The organism is Spirosoma validum (assembly GCF_014699035.1).
Lineage (GTDB): Bacteria > Bacteroidota > Bacteroidia > Cytophagales > Spirosomataceae > Spirosoma > Spirosoma validum.
On the sequence record NZ_JACXAA010000020.1, the window covers coordinates 1 to 18,874 of the forward strand.

The following is an 18,874-nucleotide window of genomic DNA, read 5'->3' on the forward strand; positions in this document are numbered from 1 at the left end:
GATGACCTTTGACAAAAGGTAGTCTACCGACGGAGGCACTCAAAAAGGAACGCGCACAAACATAGAATGACAAAAAACTACTCTATAATCTATTTATACTGTTTTATTTTCAAACCGAATGCCAAACCTAACCTTGAGCGTAATTGATTACCTGATAATCGTTACGGTGTTGATAATCAACCTGTATTTTGGTTTGCGCTACGCTAAAAATCAGAATACAACCCAGACGTATTTTGCCGCCAAAGGTAGAGTACCCGCCTGGGCAATCGGGATGTCACTGCTCGCTACGTTGATCAGCAGCGTTACGTTCCTGGGGTATCCGAGCGAGGGCTATTCGTCCAATTGGATTTTGCTGGTACAAGGCTTAATGGTGCCTATTGTCTTGCTGGGCACCATCTGGTTTATTGTGCCGCTGTATCGCAAAGTGATCGGGCTCAGTACGTACGAATACTTCGAAAAACGCTTCGGTAGTTTTGCGCGCTATTACAGCTCCATTGCGTTCGTTCTCAGGCAATTTTCGTCCATGGGAACCGTCTTCTTTCTATTAGCTGTCGCCCTGACCAACATGACCGGCGGCAACACGTTCTACATCATTGTTCTGGTTGGATTGATCATCATTGCCGTCAATTTACTGGGTGGCATTGAGGCCGTTATCTGGCTGGATGTGTTTCAGGGATTTATGCTCTTTGCCAGCGGCATTCTCTGCGTAGCGGTCATTATTTTCTCCGTCAACGGCGGTTTGCCCGAAATCATCAACGTAGCGTCAGCCAATAATCGAACGGGATTTGGTCCTTATGAACTCGACTTTACGAAGCTCACGTTCGTCGTCATGGTCATCAACGGCGCGTTCTACGCCGTTCAGAAATACGGTACTGATCAGACCGTTGTGCAACGGTATCTTACCGCCAAAACTGACAAAGCCGCCATCAAAGCGTCCATTCTGGGCATCTCGCTGACGGTACCGGTTTGGGCGTTGTTCATGTTCATCGGCACGGCTCTGTTTGTGTATTACAAGCAGCAACCATTGCCGCCGTCGCTACGTCCCGATGCGGTTTTTCCGTATTTTATCATGACCAAATTCCCAACGGGTGTGGTCGGATTTATTCTGGCGGCTATGATTTCAGCGGCCATTTGCAGCCTCAGCGCCGACCTGAATTCGTTAGCCGCTGTTGGTCTGGAAGATTTTTACAAGAAATTCCGTCCGGCACGTACCGATAAAGAGTATCTGACGATCAGCAAGGGAATTGTCGTCCTTTCGGGTTTGATAGCGATTGGTATTGGGGCCATCTATTTGCAGGCTGGAAATGAGGGTGTATTGGGGATTGTCTTTACGTTGTATGCTATTTTTTCGGGCGGGATCGTCGGAATTTTTCTGCTCGGCATCTTTAGCGCACGGGCTAACAAACAGGGCGTCAACATTGCGATTATCGTGTGCATTCTGTTTACGGCTTACGCGTTTCTGACGTCGACTAAAATCGGGTATGGCGACAACAAACGGCTGTTGCTGGATCTGGGTACGTATAATTTTACGCATCACAAACTGATGCTGGGCGTGTATAGCCACCTGATCGTGATTGGCGTTGGCTACGTGGCAAGCTTGTTCTTCCCCAAACCGAAGCTCGACAGGAATCTATTATACAGCGGCTGGCGGACCGCATCGAAAGAAGCGGCAAAAGAAACTTCCGATGCGTCGAACCGGACTAGATTTGAAGCAGCCGGGAAACTGGGCGTCATCGTTTTATTACTTGGATGCAGTCTAACAGCATCTGCTCAAACATCTGATGATCAATTTAAAAAGCCACTCAAGGAAGTCATTGATGAAATTGAGAGTCGCTATGCCGTTAAAATTCGCTACCCCGAAGAGCTAATCAAAGACAAATTCGTTACGTATGCCGACTGGCGGTTTCGACCGGGAGATGTCGAGAAAACGATGACGAATATTCTGGCGTCGCAGGACATTACGTTTGCCAAAGAAGGCGATAAAAAATACAAACTCCAGGCGTTTCAATACCACCTCAAAACCCCCGACGAAGGCAAACAACAACTCGACTATCTGGCAACGTTGTATACCGACGTAACAAGTTGGGAAAAACGCAAAGCGGAGTTGAAAACCTGTATGTGGGAGGCTCTTAAACTGTCACATCTGCCCGCCAAACCCAACAGTCAGCCCATCATTACGAACAAACGTACCTACGATGGCTATACGGTTGAGAACGTAGCCATTGAAACCCTGCCGGGTTTATACGTAACAGGATCTCTTTATAAGCCACTGAATACTAAAGTTCTGATGCCCGTCATTCTCAATCCCGACGGGCATTTTGGGGATGGACGCTACCGGGCCGACGCACAATATCGGTGTGCGATGCAGGCTCGACTGGGCGCCATTGCCTTTAGTTATGATCTGTTCGCCTGGGGCGAATCGGCGTTGCAATTCAAGTCGGAAGATCATCGAAAAAGTCTTGCCCAAACGATTCAAATACTCAACGGAATGCGTAGTCTGGATTGGCTGCTGACACTCAAAAATGCCGACCCGAAGCGCGTTGCGATTAGTGGAGGTTCGGGTGGCGGAAGTCAGACGATGCTCTTGACCGCCTTGGACGACCGCATTACGTTGAGCGTGCCGGTGGTGATGCTATCGGCCTATCACAGTGGCGGTTGTCCCTGCGAAAGCGGTATGGGCGTACACCTTTGCGGCAGCGGCACGAACAACGTCGAGATTGCAGCTATGGCGGCTCCCCGCCCGCAACTGGCCATCTCCGACGGCAAAGACTGGACCCAGCACGTACCCGACACAGAATTTCCCTTTCTGCAACGTATCTACGGCTTCTACGGAAAAACCGGCGTAGTAAAAAACGTGCATTTGCCACAGGAAGGCCACGATTACGGGGTCAACAAGCGGCTGGCGCTGTATGATTTTCTCGCGAAGAACTTTGCCCTAGATATCAGGAACGTACAGGATAAATCCGGCAGCATCGACGAATCGAAATGTACCATCGAGAAATACCCGGAGATGTATGTCTTCGGTGAAAAAGGCGAAAACCTGCCCGCTACCGCCATCCGAAAGTTCGAGGATTTGGAGAAGTTGGTACAATGACTTTAACGTGACGTCAGGTTCCTAAATCTGACGAGTGCGGTTTCTCAAAACCGCGTGTAACATTCTGAAACGGTTTTGAGAAACCGCACAGTGTCGGGTTTAACAACCCGACACCACATCGCCCAACGACCATGCTCCTCAACCGCCGACAATTCATTACGTCCAGTTCACTCCTATCAGCCGGATTATTTTTACCTGAAGCATGGGTGAAAACGAAGCCTACGTATAAGATTGCCGTCGTTGATTTGATGATTCTCAAACGGCAGAAACTCGGCGCATTCCAGCTCACGAAGGAGATTGGTGCCGATGGTCTGGAAGTTGATATGGGTGGCTTGGGTCAACGCGAAACATTCGATAACCAACTGGCTAATCCAGAAATTCGGCAGCAGTTTCTGGCAAAAGCAAAGGAATTGAATCTCGAAATCTGTTCCCTGGCAATGACGGGATTTTATGCGCAATCTTTCGCCACGCGGCCAACGTATCAGCGCATGATTCAGGATTGTTTCGATACAATGAATGCCATGAATGTGAAGGTAGCGTTTCTGCCATTGGGTATTCAGGGCGATTTAGTCAAGAATCCTGAATTACGTCCGGCTATTGTTGAGCGCCTGAAAGTCGTTGGTAAGATGGCCAGAAAAGCGGGCGTGATTGTTGGTATTGAAACATCGCTGGATGCAAAAGGAGAAGTCGCGCTGCTGGACGACATTGGATCGAAGAATATCCAGATTTATGTCAATTTCTCAAATCCACTCAAAGCCGGACGCGACTTGCACGACGAATTGCGAATACTTGGCAAAACGCGTATTTGCCAGATCCACTGCACGGACGAAGACGGCGTCTGGCTCCAGAACAACCCCCGTATTGACCTCAAAAAAGTGAAGCAAACACTGGACGATATGCACTGGAAAGGCTGGCTGGTCATCGAGCGTTCCCGCGATGCCAGCGACCCACGTAACGTCAAAAAGAACTTCAGCGCGAATGCTGCTTATTTAAAATCTATCTTTCAGGCTGGTTGACTTGACTCCGCGGTGTCGAATTCTTAAGGCCAACACCGCGGAGGTTCTATCCCACTAACTCACAGAGTTACTTTCTGAATGGTTCCGTCGAAGGTCTGAGCGACGTAATACGTATTCGGCCCTGTTCGCTTGATCGAGTTAGGAAAATTCAATCCACTAACCAACCTCGTATTTGACTGAGCTGTCGAGCGAACGATCGAACCCGAATTGTCTTCGAATCCCTGTCCGTTGAAGATTCCATACTCAACGACCACGGGTTGCTGATCTAACCCTAGCTCAATATCCGTCATAGTCGTCAACCCCGTTTGATAAGCCGACTCACTGCCCTGAAGATCATACTGGTAGATAGTTGCCTGTCCTGTAGGAAACGGATAACCCGTAAAGTTGCTGACCAGGAATTTCTGGCCATCAAACACAATGCCTGTAGGTACCGCTTCGAGCGTATCCCCGCTAGGCTGAATAATTGGGGGAATGGTCGAAAAAACACTGAACGCTTTCGTAGCAGCGCTCCGGCGAATGATAGCATTGGCGCCCGCATCCACAATGAACAGGTCGCCATCGGGCCCAACCGTCAGATTAAATACATCCGATTCACCCGTATCGTCCGGAAAATCATGGTCTTTCACAAACTTGCCAATATCTTCAAACGCTATGTTACTAGCTTGTAAAGGCATATCGCCCAGTTTAAAGGACGTAATATCAAATTGGTAAAGCCTCCCTTCTACCCCGTGTAACATCCAGAGTGTATTCCCCTGAAGAAGTACGTGATTGAGTCCAAATATAGCTCCCTCCGGACTAGCTTTTGATGTAAAACCCTGAATTACAGGATACTTTCTTCCGTCAGGCGTGACAAGGGTAAGCTGACCATCATTGGCCGTTCCGCTACCAGCTTCCGTCACCCACAACTGACCTTTGGCATCGGCTTCCAGACCCAGCGGAGCCACCAACCCCGAAGCGAAGGAAGTGACCTGAGGTTGACTGGGATGATCAACCAGCAGGTTTTGACAGCCGGTCGTGTAGACAACGATCCCGAGCAGGAGGAAAAAAATTGATACGTTACGTATCCGGTTCGCACGAGGCCAGCCTACTACGTCGGCAGATGGATTAACTTTTCGGGAGAGATGGCGAGACCATGCTGCAGCTAATTCTTTTGACTGAGGTTTTGCAACTGTGTTTTTCATGAATGAATGGATTGGTGAGAAGGTTATTTGTGTCACAACGAGAAGATAATAAGGCAGAATGCCTACTGTTTCTTTGGCACGCTAACATGCTATAATCTTCAGAAAAAATAATAGACACGTATAATCTTCATCGCGGATAGATTTGTAGCCTCAGTCACCCTAAGCCGCAATTAATCAGCGCAATGACTTCCCAACTCATCCGAATTATATTTCTTTGCCTTCTATCCACACCTATGTTTGCTCAGTCTGCGCGTGTTTCCGATGCGCAGATGCAGCGAATTTATGACGAAGTCAAAACGCCGTTCAAGTACGGATTGGTGATGACACCCGCCGACAATTCGCGAAAAATGGATTGCCCAACGGTGTTTCTGAAAGATAAGAAATGGTACATGACGTACCTGATCTACGACGGGCGCGGTTATGAAACCTGGTTGGCCAAAAGCAACGATCTGTTGAAGTGGGAGACGCTGGGACGTATCATGTCGTTCTCCGACAGTACGCAGTGGGATGCGAATCAGAAAGCAGGTTATAATGCTTTACAGAATTACCAGTGGGGCGGAAACTACGAGCTGGAGAAGTACCAGAACAAGTATTGGCTATCGTATATCGGCGGTGCTGCTAAAGGTTATGAAGCAGGTGATTTGTCAATTGGCATCGCTTATACGTCTCAGGAGCCCACGATAGCGCATGAATGGCAACGGCAATCGACGCCCGTTCTGACCGCCAAAGATGCCGACACGCGCTGGTGGGAAAATCGAAAATTATACAAGAGCACCGTCATTCACGATCCGAAAAAACTGACGGGTCACCCGTTTGTGATGTACTACAATGCCAATGGCGATACGACCGGGGTGAATAAAACCCGCTGGTTTGAACGTATCGGCATGGCTGTTTCGGACGATATGCTAAACTGGCAACGCTTTCAGACAGAGCCCGTTCTGATGCATCCGGTTGGTATCACAGGCGATGCTGTTATTCAGAAAATCGGTGATCTCTACGTCATGTTCTACTTCGGCGCGTTTTGGGAAGATCGAAAAGGAGCCTTCAACCGATTTGCTGTTTCAACGGATCTGGTCAACTGGACAGATTGGTCAGGCGCAAATCTGGTCGAGCCGTCGGAACCCTATGACGAGCTATATGCTCACAAATCGTTCGTTGTGAAGCACGATGGCATTGTTTATCATTTCTACTGTGCTGTCAATAAAGCAGATCAACGAGGCATTGCCGTCGCTACATCGGTTGATTTAGGGAAAAGTAAAAAGACGTTCGTGCCTGCACCTGCCAATAAGAAGCCATGAGGAATAAGCCTTTTCTCGGGATTAGTGGTGTCAGATGCTTACATCTGACAAATGAGGTTTCTCAAGACCGACACTACGTAGTGGGATTAATCTACTTATTACTGAGTTTGTTCACCGCTCCCGTTTTCGCCCAGAACGAACCCCGTACCATTCAGGATTTCAACAAAAATTGGCGGTTTCATCTGGGCGACGAAGCGAAAGCAAAGGACGTAGCGTTCAACGATTCGGACTGGCGAACGCTAACCTTACCCCACGACTGGAGCATCGAAGGGCAGTTTAGTGAACACCATTTGAGCACCACGCAGGAAGGTGCGTTACCAACTGGCATCGGCTGGTATCGAAAGGCGTTTACGGTGCCCGTTTCGGCAAAAGGTAAAAACGTTTTCATTGAATTCAATGGGATTTATCGAAACAGTGAAGTCTGGATTAATGGGCATTCGTTGGGCATCCGGCCATATGGCTACAGTTCCTTCCGCTATGAGCTGACGAAATACCTAAACGTTGGTAATGTGAAGAACATTCTTGCGGTACGGGTTGATAATTCGGCGCAACCCAATTCCCGCTGGTATACGGGCTCAGGCATTTACCGGAACGTGCGATTGATCACTACGTCGCCTATTGCTGTTGATCATTGGGGTACCTACGTAACGACGCCAGCGGTAACGAATCAGAACGCCAGCGTTACGTTGCAAACCAGCATTCGTAACGCGTTCGGTGGGCGCTCCGATGGGAAACCGCAAACCGTCAGCATCAACAGCGTTATTCTGGATGCGACGGGCAAAGAAGTCGCTACGTCAATATCCGCAGCAGTTCGCCTACTGGATACGCTATCGACGGTTACACAGCCATTTGAAGTAAAAAATCCAATTTTGTGGTCAGTTGACAAACCTTACCTGTATAAAATCGTAACCCGAGTTTACAGTCAAAATCAACTGGTAGATACGTACGAAACGCCACTCGGCATTCGCTATTTCAAATTTGATCCAGCTACCGGTTTTTCGCTGAACGGACAGTCGATGAAAATTCTGGGCGTTTGTCTGCACCATGACTTAGGCGCCTTGGGTGCTGCCGTGAATGTGCGAGCGATACAACGACAGCTTGAGTTATTGAAGGCCATGGGTTGCAACGCAGTTCGCACGTCGCACAACCCACCCACACCCGAATTTCTGGACTTATGCGACCAGATGGGGTTTATCGTTATGGACGAAGCCTTTGATATGTGGAAGAAAAAAAAGACGAAACAGGATTACGGACTCAACTGGGACGCCTGGCACAAAACCGATCTCGAAGATATGGTTCGTCGTGACCGAAATCATCCGTCAATTTTTATGTGGAGTATCGGCAACGAAATCCGCGAGCAGTTCGATTCAACGGGGCTTACAATTACGAAAGAACTGGCCGGTATTGTTAAAAAACTGGATTCAACCCGCCCCGTTACGTCGGCGCTGACCGAGAATGTACCGGAGAAAAATTTTATTTATCGCTCCGGCGTTCTGGATTTGTTGGGCTTCAACTATAAGCACGAAGCCTACGCCGATTTTCCAAAAACGTTTCCGAATCAGTCTGTATTGGCGTCCGAAACCGGTTCATCCCTGCAAACGCGCGGGCATTACGACATGCCCTCAGATTCGATACGTATGTGGGGTAAAGGCGGGCCGACCAAGTTCACGGATGGTAACCCCGATTGGACCGCATCAGCCTATGACAACGAAGCCGCTTATTGGGGCTCTACGCACGAACAGACCTGGAAAGTTATCAAAAAATACCCGCATATGGCGGGGCTCTTTATCTGGACTGGCTTCGATTATTTAGGTGAGCCTCACCCCTATCCGTGGCCTGCCCGGAGTTCGTATTTCGGCATTCTGGACCTGGCCGGTTTTCCCAAAGATGTGTATTATCTCTACCAATCTGAGTGGACTGATAAGCCTGTTCTGCACTTGTTCCCGCACTGGAATTGGCCAAAAGGCAAGACGGTTGACGTGTGGGCGTATTACAGTCAGGCCGATGAAGTCGAGCTTTTCCTGAATGAGAAATCCCTGGGCGTTCGTAAGAAAACCGGCGATGAGTTGCATGTCATGTGGCGCGTTCCATACGAACCCGGTACGTTAAAAGCTATCTCCCGAAAGGCGGGCCAAACCATACTTACCCAAACAATTTCAACTGCTGGCAAACCCGCTAAAATTCAATTGGTTGCTGATCGAAATATACTTAAAGCTGATGGCAAGGATCTGTCATTCATCACCGTAAATGTACTGGACGAACAAGATAATCTCATCCCAGATGCCAGTCACCTTATTACGTTCAACATCCAGGGCGAGGGCGAATTGGTGGGCGTCGACAATGGCTATCAGGCTAGCCTTGAACCGTTCAAAGCCAACTACAGAAAGGCTTACAATGGAAAATGTCTCGCCATCATTCAAACAACAGAAAAAGCGGGAAAGATAACCGTTAATGCTACGTCGGAAGGATTACAAAGCTCTACTATTGAGTTGAGTAGTCGGTAATTTAGCTGCTGTCAGAAACTACGTCGAATTTGAATCGGACCGAGAAGCCCCGAAGGCATGGGTTCCCATTTCGACGCATCGAAAGGTTGGTAGCGAATGTCTACGATGTTAATGTCGTAAAACTTTTTCCAGCCTGGGTTCTGGCGGTCATACAGCCGCATGTAATTGGCCGAGAGATTCGTTACGTCGATTTCCAGTCGATTCGCTCCCCGCCGAAGCCGGTTGGCTGGAATGGTCAACTGAAATAGGATGCACCAGGCTGTACCGAGTGGTTGCCCATTGAGCCGTACCTCCGCTACTTCCCGCACGTCGCCGAGATCAAGCGTATAGGTTTGGGTGATATCCAGCGTGGCGGGTAAATCGAACGTTGATACGTAATGCCCTTGGCCGGAAAAGTACGAAGCCGAATCGCTCAGCGTCGTCCAGGAGGTCAGCATTGGCATCGTTTGCTGTAAAGTAAGTGCTGGTCTTCCTTTCTGAAACTGGAATTGCCAAGGGCCGTTTAGTTGTGCGATCACCGATTCATCATGAGACCGTTCAGCCGTTTTTGTTACAGAACGAGCTGACTTTACTACGTTAATAAAAAACGACTGACCCGGTTTAACATGCAAAAACACTTCGTCCTTCCCAGCCGATGTTCTACGTTGTTCTATCTGTTGGATTTGATTAGTCAGGGGATCGTATTGCGTAGCGTTACCGATCATTGACAGTGTCACCCAGCCTTCCTGGAAACGATCGCCGAGATTCGTGATAAAGTACTGCGTCGTATCGGCGATTTGTTTGCGAATGAACGACAACCCGGATGAAGCCAGCTGTTCGGAGCGAACGCCCAGACTGTCGAGCGTCTGAAATACATTCTGACTTACCCGCACCGAACGTAATTTCTGTAACTCTTTTCCCCGCTGCTGCATCGCCAACGAACGCGACTGGTGCTGATAAAAACCGGCAGCCTGCTTCGGCAATTGGTCTGCAAACACAACCCGTACCCCCTGCTTTGCCAATTTTTCGATCTGAGCAAGCGTCGTTTCGGGCAGATACGTACAGCGGGGAATCAGCAACACCCGATACGTAGCAGAACCGCTTTTCAGTTGCCCCTGCTTATCGACGGTTAGCTTAGCCAGCAGATCATCCGATACATAATCGAACGAGTAGCCGCGTTGCAACAATTGCTCCCCAAGTCGGCCAAATGGTAACGGCAATAACCATCGCTCCACATGGTGAACTTCTAACTGATGAATCCCGCCAGCCGATTTAGCGGGTGTTGACCACAGATCGTGGATAGGAAAATAAACCAATACGTCGTTATCAGGCCGACTCCGTTGCAAACGGCTTTGACAACGTTCGATATATTGATTTAGTAGCGGAAAATGGGGCCACAAGTGTGACGTCGGGCCATAGTGAGTCGAGGCATAAAACAACCAGCCGGGATAGGCCTCCGCTGCGGGTGAATAGTTTGTGCCGTGGTAAAAAATGTGGTTGATGCCCGCCGTAAATAACTCGTCGATCTGCGGTTTGATCTGTGACAACGATACATGAAAATGATTCGCCAGCCAGGTCGTTGTTTCGGAGCTAACCAACGGTTTACCGGTCAGGTTAGCTGCTGACGAGGCAAACTTCATGGCCAGTGGATGGGGCGTTCCAAAGCGCTCTACGTCGTAATATTTATCGACACGCAAGCCAGGAATTGGAAAGCGGCTACTGCCAAACGACTCGGTTTCGGGAATATCGGTCAGTGCGTACAAATCAAGTAAATTACCGGGTGACCCGTGCGCCTGATTCCGGGTTTTATAGCCCTTCGATTGCGCCCAGCCGGTCCAGGTATCGGTGAAACCATCGTGCAATAAGTCAGAAAGTGTCTGATGAAAATCCTGTTTTACCCAGATCCCGGTTTCGGTTCCCGTTGTGTCCAGGAACGCCGGTAACTGACTGTTCAGATCATACCCACGTCGTTTCTTAAACTCATCCGCAAACGTGGTGGACCAATTGGCTCCGTATACTTCATAAGAATCGTTATAAACCGCTCTCGGTTTTTGCGGAAGCCGGACCAGTGTTGAGTCGAAGCGGGTGAGGTATTGCCGAACGGCCGTTTTGTCGAAATAATCCACAACCAACCCTGCCCCTCCGGGAGCCGCCCGTTTGACCTGTTGCTTGGTTAGCTCAGTTGTCAATTTTCCGTCGATAACTTTCCATTGTTTGGCGGCCATATCGGGCGTTACGTTCGGTCCGCCAAACGGCCAGCCAGTACCCGCACTCAGGTCAACACCTAAACCGACCCGGTTGGCCTCCCGAACAGTATGCGCAAAAACGGCCAGCCAACGGTCGCTCAGAAAGGGAATAAACTGTTTTTCGTAGCCACGCACGCCGTAGATGGGAATAATGTGAACCCCACCCAGACCAGCCCCCGCAAACTGCTCCAGTTGCCGGGTAATGTCGGCCTCGTTGACGGCGCTGCCCATCCACCACCAGTACGTCCAGGGGCGGCTGGTCTGCGCAAGCGATTGGGCATTAGCGACCGTAGTGACAGCAAACAGGAAAGACAGAAGCAGGAATCTTTTTATCACGGAGCTTTCGATTTTGTATTCGCTATGGATAAAGCAGGTTTTGTTTTTACTTTTACCCAATCATCCGTATTCATTGATTGCTACGTTCCTCTGTTATGCATCGTTTACGCTTTATCCTATCCCTCGGTTTCCTTACGCTTATCAGTACGTTCAGCCTGGCGCAAAGTTCACCGAAAACTACACCAAAAAAATCAGGCAACCCCGTTTTTCCAGGCTGGTATGCTGATCCTGAAGGGGTTATTTTCGGCAAACAATACTGGATTTACCCGACCTATTCAGCGCCATACAATCAGCAGGTGTTTTTTGATGCATTCTCCTCGCCCGATCTGGTCACCTGGACCAAACACAGCCGTATTCTCGACTCAACAGCCGTTAAGTGGGCAAAAAAGGCTATGTGGGCACCCGCCATTATTGAGAAAGGTGGCAAGTACTTTCTGTTCTTTGGCGCCAACGATATTCACGATGACAAAAAAGAAGTTGGTGGTATTGGCGTGGCTGTTGCCGATAACCCAGCCGGGTCGTTCCGCGACTATTTAGGCAAACCACTGGTGGGCCAGATTCATAACGGTGCGCAGCCAATCGATCAGTTTGTTTTTAAAGACAAGGACGGTCAATATTACCTGATCTATGGCGGGTGGAGTCACTGTAACATCGCTCGATTGAACGATGATTTTACGGGCTTTCTGCCATTTCCAGATGGCACTACGTATCGCGAGATCACGCCGAAAAATTACGTCGAAGGCCCGATCATGTTTGTTCGGAACGGTACGTATTATTTCATGTGGTCGGAAGGGGGCTGGACGGGGCCAAATTACTCCGTGGCCTATGCTACGTCATCGTCGCCTTTTGGCCCGTTCGAGCGGGTGGGCAAAATTCTTCAGCAAGACCCGACGGTGGCCAGGGGTGCCGGCCATCATTCGGTGATTCAGGTTCCCGGTAAAGATGAATGGTACATTATTTACCACCGTCGCCCACTAACCGAAACAGACGGTAACCATCGCGAAACCTGCATCGACCGGATGTATTTCGATGAAAAAGGGGCGATTAAACCGGTGAAGATCACCGTTGAGGGGGTAGAGGCAAGGGCATTAAAGTAATGATCCGTCTGTTACCCCTAAACATCGAAAAAAGCACTTACATTTTAATCTTATCTACGATTTCAACCAGCGTATAGCGGATACTTGACCCATCGGCAGGCGGATTGGCGATCGGTTCACGTTTGACAAGCAACTGATACTCGAATCCTTCTTCATAGGAAAATCCCTCGATTCCGCTATAAAAGAATTTCCAGTCTGTGTCGCCATCCGTTTTCACCAACAGGCATTTTTGAGGGCCTACGCCTACACAATCCTGTCGATGGTCAGCAACACGCATTGTAACTACGTCTGGCTTCAGATCATTCTTATCACAACTTGATAACACGGTTAAAACAACCAACAATAGAGATAATACGAATCGATTCATAGTTTAAATAAGGTACGTTTTGTTTGTTGTGATCCATTGAATCACCGATCCGTTGCAAGAGCCATACTCTTTTTTACTTTTTTTCCAGTACAGTGCGCCTTTACTTCATTACTATGGGAGGAGTTTTAGCTAACATTAATAGCTTCAGGTGAACAAACAAAGCTAGTTTCGAGTAGCCCCTAAACAACTGAACGACTAATAATATGGGCAAGGGCGATCGAAAATCCCGCAGAGGCAAAATAGCAAGAGGATCATACGGAAAGAGCCGTCCTCATAAACCCAGCGAACCAGTGACTGCCGCTCCTCCCAAGCCGGAGGTCAACACGCTTGAATAATTGATCGTTATCAACCGGACTGATGGAATACTGATTGTCTTTTCCAAAGCGGTTCGCTTACACAGTGTTTGTTCAGCAGGTAGATTATACAGAGGTACGAGTTTCTTCAACAATGAAGTTGCTCCCTGTGTTAAACATACAGGAAGTATAAACTCCGTACCCCTATCTATGGAAAACGAATCGATCAAAGCTCGAATTCTGGCTGATTACAAAACGCTGCTAGCCATTAAATACGACAGCCCGCTGGTCATTGTCGATAAGCTCAAGCTGATCGGTGAACACATTACCCAGCTTGGCAACGCCGGGCCAGACGAGCAGGCAAACTATACAAAGGCTGGCGAGTTGATTGAGTCAGCCAGGAGTACGGAATACGTAGCCTTCAGTCAGGCTCAATCCGATGACGAAAAAGAGCAGAGACTGGCCGACCTTAAGCACAAAGTAGCCGAGGCCTGTCAGCTGTTAGCCATTCACAGTTAAGCGGATACGGTCGAATTCACAGTAGGTATCAAGCCAGTACGTATTGTAAGCAGGCGCCGATAAGCTCAGGCTTACAAAATTGATCAAACATACGTAAACAGCCTGCCCCTGATCAGGGGCAGGCTGTTTACGTATTACTTTTCTACTGATACCGAAACCGGGAATCACTGCTGAAAATATTCGACCTTATCCGCATCAACGTTATTCGTTGCCCGCACTTCACCAATGGCCGTTCCCAGCACGACCACACTCGCCGTCATAGATCCGGTTGTGGCTCCTGGGGTAAACGTTCCCGACAAACCTAAAGTCAGCTTGTCGCCAGCGGCAATTGGTTCACTTGTCGTCAGGACGTAGTAGTTGGGGTCGGTATCAATGAAAGTCCATAGGCTGTTCGTCACGTCCCGGTTGTTGATGCGTGTTACCGTTGGGGAAAAGCTTAGAGTGGCTTTTTTGTCCCGGGTCAGTTTGACCGTAATCAGTCCGCTGGTTGCCACATTGTTGACTTCTACTACATCAACGATCACCGTTACGCTGGAATTGCCGTAGAGCGTTGTGGGTCGAGCATAGACGATGGGGGTCAGGTCGGGATACTGGATAACAGCTTTCCGACAAATAGTGCTGCATGGCAAAGGATCAGCCGCGACCCTGGGCGGGGAAGCAAACGAAAATTTATCTTTCGGCGTGGTCGAGAACTGGGCTGTGTAATAGCCTGCTTTAGTCATAGACACTAACTGATCGGCCCGCTGCTTTATACTGAAAAAAGGGGGATCCGTTGTGGTTACTGTCCCGCCTGCGTTTGCCCATTCGGTGTTTCCTAGCAGGATTAAAACGAATAGCGCACCGTTGACTGTAAATGATTTTAGGATCATTCTGAATTGAGTACTCATCAGCGCTTATCTAATTAGTTCCTAATTCAGTTGAAGGATCTGTATCTTGTACATTCCTTACCCGATTCCAGCCCGCAGGGGGGTTTTGCGTGAATGAGCCGTTCGACTGCTGCTTGTAAGTAGATTGTATCATCCCACCATACTCAAAGCTAACACTCTCGGCCACACACCCATTTGCGCAATCAGCCACCGAACTGACCGCCTGCGTCTTGACGCCAGCGAGTTTAAGAAGGACTTTATAGATTACAGAAGCCGTGTTACCATCTGCAGTCGGTTTAACAAACAGAATTTCTACAAACTTATAAGCTGTTCCAGAACACATGGCCTGGAACAGCTTGGGGGTAAGCGCATCCACCGATTTGGTGATCGTCAGGGGATTGAAGGCTACTCTCCCCGCACCCGCGCCAGAACTTTGCGAACCGATGTTCAGGGTCTGCTCTTCATCGAACTGGGCACTGGATACCTGAAGATAATCATTGAGCCGAACGGTATTATTACCATCCTTAACTGTTTGGTCTGGGCCGAGACCTACCGTCGCTACGGCACCACTGCCGTATGGCGTAAATTTCATGTAAATGTCCTGTGCGCGAACCGTGATGGCAATCAGGCAAATTGCGAGCGTACTGAAGAGTTTAACAGATTTCATATACTATTCAAAATGAGGTTAAAAAGCGCTATGGTCATAGCTAATGCAATTTACGAAAAAGTATTTAGTATAGTTTATCAATAGTTTAACTCACTTAATCTTATATATTTATATATAATCTTATTAAAGTTACCGTTTATACCAATAAAAATAATCTATGTTACCATATAATTCAATTTGTAAAAATTTTATCTATTCAGGCGGGTCAACCTGGCTTTACCCTATCTTTCTGATTAGAACAGAACAGGTCATATGGCAAAAAAAAGCCTCGCTACTTAGAAACTAGCGAAGCTTTTTTTTACTGATTTAAGGAACTTACCGGGTCTTCGATTTGGCGGGTCGCTGCGTCGGTCTGATTTCTTCCGGCGCGGATGGCATAACCGGCTCGGGTTCTGGCAGGGATTTAGAACGCCGATTACGCCCTTCGTGGAAAATCACGAAGCCAATCAACGCAATCAGCAATACGTTACAGATCAGGTCAATCGTGTCGCCCGTATGCGCCAGTGGCGGATCGAACCGAAACTCGACTGTGTGTTTACCCGCCGGGATGCGCATCGCCCGTAGTACGTAATCAGCCCGTAGATGAGAAGCCGGTTTGCCATCGATAAACGCCTGCCAGTCTTCCTGTCCCCGGTAATAGATTTCGGAGAAAACAGCCAGCCCATCGCGAACGGCATTGACCTGATAGATCAGTTTATCGGGTCGGTAGTTGGTTAATTGAATGGTGCTGCCGGTATGGTCCATTGTTGCAGGCAGGTTGCCCAGCTCAGGAACAAACCGTTTGTCGATCACTGCCGAATCGCGCGGATTCAGCGTTTTCATCACCGCCAGTTCCTCATCCGCATTGCTTACCTGCTGCACATGGCCAACAAACCAGGCCGCACCCAGCGCTTCGGGATTAGGTGCCGCAATTGGCCCCGCGGGTTGTTGCTGCGGATTGGCGGGATCGGGCTGTCCGGCCTGAATGACGTATTTCGCATTGAGCATGTTCAGGATGTTCAACGTATTAGGCTGGAACGCATAGGAAATCAGCTCATTATACCGACGTAGTTTGGCCGCATGATACCCACCGATAGACCGATGGAAATACGATACGCGGTTATCATTCATGAAATTACTCGTCTGATCGAACACGCGATAACCGAGGGATTTATCCTGCAAAATCTGCTGATCAGCGACCGTGGGCTCGAAAATCTGATTAGCCTGCGATTTGGATATGAAATCTGCGTTGTTCAGGAATCTTTTGTCGACACCAAACAGATCGAAAATAACGATAGCCAGCAATACCGGATAGAAAACGATTGGCTTGAGTTTACCCGTTACAAATCCCCACAAGGCACCCGCCGTTAACAGAATCAGAATGAACGACCGGAAGGCATCGCTCCGCAACATACTTTGCCGGTCATTGATCAGCGCCGTTTGGAAATCTTTTGCAGCTTCCCCAAAATAACGCGACAGCATATCCAGATCCGTAGGCGTCTGGAACGTAAAGAACGTAGTACCTAACAGCGCCAGCAGCAACGACACGCCCGCCGTTAATGCCAGACTGATGAGCAGCGGCTGCCGGAGTTGGGCAAAGGTTAGTTTCTGGTTGATGATGGTTTGTATGCCCAGTGCGGCCCCGATACCGATGAACAACTGCGCCAGACAGAGCGCCATCGTCATCGCCCGGAATTTGTTCAGGTATGGTAGGTAATCGAATAGAAACCCGTTGATGGCCATCAGATTTTTCCCCCAGGCCAGCATAATCAGTACGCCAGCCGCACTCAGTAACCACCAGCGAATGGGCGTGCGAATGACGAACATGCTGAGCACGAACAAAAACATCAGGGCGGCACCTGCATAGGCAGGTCCACCAACCATGGGCTGATCGCCCCAGTACGTCGGCGCGCCCAGTTCAGCCATTTGCTTTGCTGCCGCCGGATCAATACCCCGACTCGTCATGGCTTTATAAAATTCAGAATCAGTACCCAGGCCCCCGCCCGACGCGCCACCAAAAGCATTCGGTATGAGCAGCGTAAATGTTTCGGCTTTGCCGTAGCTATAGCTGAACGCGTAGTCTTTATCTAACCCACTTTTCGACTCATTGCCGGTAGACTTCCCGTCTGGGTTGGTCGTTTTAGCCGTTAGTTCCGATGTACCGCGAATGGTTTCTTTGGTGTATTGATTGAGCACAAGCAGTCGTTTGCCAAAGCTTCCGGCCGCCAGACCACCGGCCAACACCAGTGTAGCCAGCCCCAGAGCCAGTTGTTGCGCTTTACCCGCCCGGATCAACGAAATACCTTCAATAAGAACGTAGAGGCCAATGGTGATAAAAAGATAATACGTAATCTGAATGTGGTTGGCACCGAACTCCATGCACAGAAATAAACCTGTCAGCGCAGCACCGAGCCAGTAACGACCCCGTAACGCCAGAATGACACCCGCCAGCACACCCGACCCAAACGCCATGGCATAGAGTTTGGAAATGTGCCCTGCTTCCAGACTGACGATGCTCAATGTACCGAATCCGTAGGCAGCTGCACCGAGCGCCGAAAGCCAGGGGTTACAGCCCAGAACAACCAGCAACAGGTAGGCCCCGAGCATAACCGTAAATACTACACTGGCTGTATTGGGAAGTAATCCAATAACCCCCATCACAGCCTTATAAACGAAAATAAATGGATAATTGAAGTCAATCATGTAGGCGGGCATACCACTGAAAACAGCATCGGTCCAGAGGGGTTTCTGGCCCGTTTGCTGCGCTATTTCGCGGATTTCGCGAGCCGACGCCATGCTCTGCTGCACATCGGACATAGATAGGGTTTTGCCCGACAGCACCGGTGAAAAATAAATGATGGCCAGCACGAGCAGCCCCAGTACCGCAATCAGGTGTGGAAGCAGGCCAGTCCGCTGGGGCGGGTGAAACAGGGTTGGTTGGTTCATAGAATAAAAACAGTACGTAGCTCAAAGATACGGCTTTGTGCTAAAACGGACAGAAATGCCGGTCGATTGTTAGCAACAGCCCCTCTTCTAAAAAAGAGTGAACACACGCAACCCTACTACACCTTTTTACGTATATGGTGTCATGCGCTACATCGTTGTTTTCGCTCAACAGGAAATTGGCTACGCCGTGGGATTCGACGACTCCTCCGACGCGGCTGATTTTTTGTATTGGGGTTACGAAGAATACGATCTGGTGCCGTATGGTACGTTCGATGTGCTCACGGGCGAGGTCTGGCCTTACGAGCATCGGGGTGAGCGGGTAGCTGAACTGGACGAGCCAGGCATTCGCAAAATCGCGCTCGATTATTTAAAGTCTGCCATTCGGCAACGAACATGAGCCGCTACTTATTTTCCACTACGTTAGCCGGATCAATTGACCACAGAGGCACAGAGTACCTATGCAAAGTCGGTACACTAGATAGACAT

The 18,874-nt window shown here is 49.1% G+C and carries 14 protein-coding genes; 8 read left to right on the forward strand and 6 right to left on the reverse strand.

The features are described 5' to 3' along the window. Window positions 1-118 precede the first annotated feature (118 nt). Both IC230_RS34260 and IC230_RS30750 read left to right on the forward strand, forming a co-directional pair. Window positions 119-3,094, forward strand: a complete 2,976-nt coding sequence (locus IC230_RS34260; RefSeq protein WP_223860962.1) for a sodium:solute symporter — start codon at window positions 119-121, stop codon at window positions 3,092-3,094. Between the two features lie 131 nt (window positions 3,095-3,225). Continuing rightward, on the forward strand, window positions 3,226-4,110 hold the full coding sequence (locus IC230_RS30750) for a sugar phosphate isomerase/epimerase family protein (RefSeq protein ID WP_191042916.1): 885 nt from the start codon (window positions 3,226-3,228) through the stop codon (window positions 4,108-4,110). Between the two features lie 59 nt (window positions 4,111-4,169). On the opposite strand, the gene IC230_RS30755 is transcribed toward IC230_RS30750, so the two are convergent. Then, window positions 4,170-5,291: a ScyD/ScyE family protein gene (locus IC230_RS30755; protein WP_191042917.1), complete on the reverse strand. Its 1,122-nt coding sequence runs from the start codon at window positions 5,289-5,291 to the stop codon at window positions 4,170-4,172. A 233-nt stretch (window positions 5,292-5,524) separates the two neighbouring features. Between IC230_RS30755 and IC230_RS30760 the strand changes: the two genes are divergently transcribed. Further along, window positions 5,525-6,589 (forward strand): glycoside hydrolase family protein, encoded by a 1,065-nt coding sequence (locus IC230_RS30760; protein ID WP_191042918.1) that lies wholly within the window; start codon window positions 5,525-5,527, stop codon window positions 6,587-6,589. Between the two features lie 80 nt (window positions 6,590-6,669). Next, window positions 6,670-9,093 carry a beta-galactosidase GalB gene (galB, locus tag IC230_RS30765; RefSeq protein WP_317171876.1) on the forward strand — a complete coding sequence of 808 codons (2,424 nt, stop codon included), beginning with the start codon at window positions 6,670-6,672 and terminating at the stop codon, window positions 9,091-9,093. Window positions 9,094-9,104: 11 nt separating this feature from the next. Here galB and IC230_RS30770 read toward each other — a convergent pair whose 3' ends face one another. Next, entirely contained in the window at window positions 9,105-11,651 is a 2,547-nt protein-coding gene (locus IC230_RS30770; protein WP_191042976.1) for a glycosyl hydrolase, read from the reverse strand. Between the two features lie 98 nt (window positions 11,652-11,749). On the opposite strand from IC230_RS30770, the gene IC230_RS30775 reads away from it, so the two are divergent. Beyond that, the gene (locus IC230_RS30775) at window positions 11,750-12,751 is read left to right on the forward strand and encodes a glycoside hydrolase family 43 protein (RefSeq protein ID WP_191042920.1); all 1,002 of its coding nucleotides are present in this window, start codon (window positions 11,750-11,752) and stop codon (window positions 12,749-12,751) included. 37 nt (window positions 12,752-12,788) lie between these two features. Here the strand turns inward: IC230_RS30775 and IC230_RS30780 are convergent, their stop codons facing one another. Next, window positions 12,789-13,118 carry a DUF4377 domain-containing protein gene (locus tag IC230_RS30780; protein WP_191042921.1) on the reverse strand — a complete coding sequence of 110 codons (330 nt, stop codon included), beginning with the start codon at window positions 13,116-13,118 and terminating at the stop codon, window positions 12,789-12,791. A gap of 203 nt (window positions 13,119-13,321) precedes the next feature. Here IC230_RS30780 and IC230_RS30785 point away from each other — a divergent pair, with 203 nt between their 5' ends. After that, on the forward strand, window positions 13,322-13,453 hold the full coding sequence (locus IC230_RS30785) for a 30S ribosomal protein THX (RefSeq protein ID WP_191042922.1): 132 nt from the start codon (window positions 13,322-13,324) through the stop codon (window positions 13,451-13,453). Between the two features lie 168 nt (window positions 13,454-13,621). Next, entirely contained in the window at window positions 13,622-13,930 is a 309-nt protein-coding gene (locus IC230_RS30790; RefSeq protein ID WP_191042923.1) for a hypothetical protein, read from the forward strand. Window positions 13,931-14,094: 164 nt separating this feature from the next. Here IC230_RS30790 and IC230_RS30795 read toward each other — a convergent pair whose 3' ends face one another. From IC230_RS30795 to IC230_RS30805, 3 genes are all read right to left on the reverse strand, one after another. Then, the gene (locus tag IC230_RS30795; RefSeq protein WP_191042924.1) at window positions 14,095-14,817 is read right to left on the reverse strand and encodes a hypothetical protein; all 723 of its coding nucleotides are present in this window, start codon (window positions 14,815-14,817) and stop codon (window positions 14,095-14,097) included. Between the two features lie 10 nt (window positions 14,818-14,827). After that, the gene (locus IC230_RS30800; RefSeq protein WP_191042925.1) at window positions 14,828-15,463 is read right to left on the reverse strand and encodes a type VI secretion system tube protein Hcp; all 636 of its coding nucleotides are present in this window, start codon (window positions 15,461-15,463) and stop codon (window positions 14,828-14,830) included. Between the two features lie 315 nt (window positions 15,464-15,778). Continuing rightward, complete coding sequence (locus IC230_RS30805) at window positions 15,779-18,388, reverse strand: YfhO family protein (protein ID WP_223860963.1); 2,610 nt, start codon at window positions 18,386-18,388, stop codon at window positions 15,779-15,781. A gap of 97 nt (window positions 18,389-18,485) precedes the next feature. Between IC230_RS30805 and IC230_RS30810 the strand changes: the two genes are divergently transcribed. Then, entirely contained in the window at window positions 18,486-18,785 is a 300-nt protein-coding gene (locus tag IC230_RS30810; protein ID WP_317171877.1) for a hypothetical protein, read from the forward strand. Window positions 18,786-18,874 lie beyond the last annotated feature (89 nt).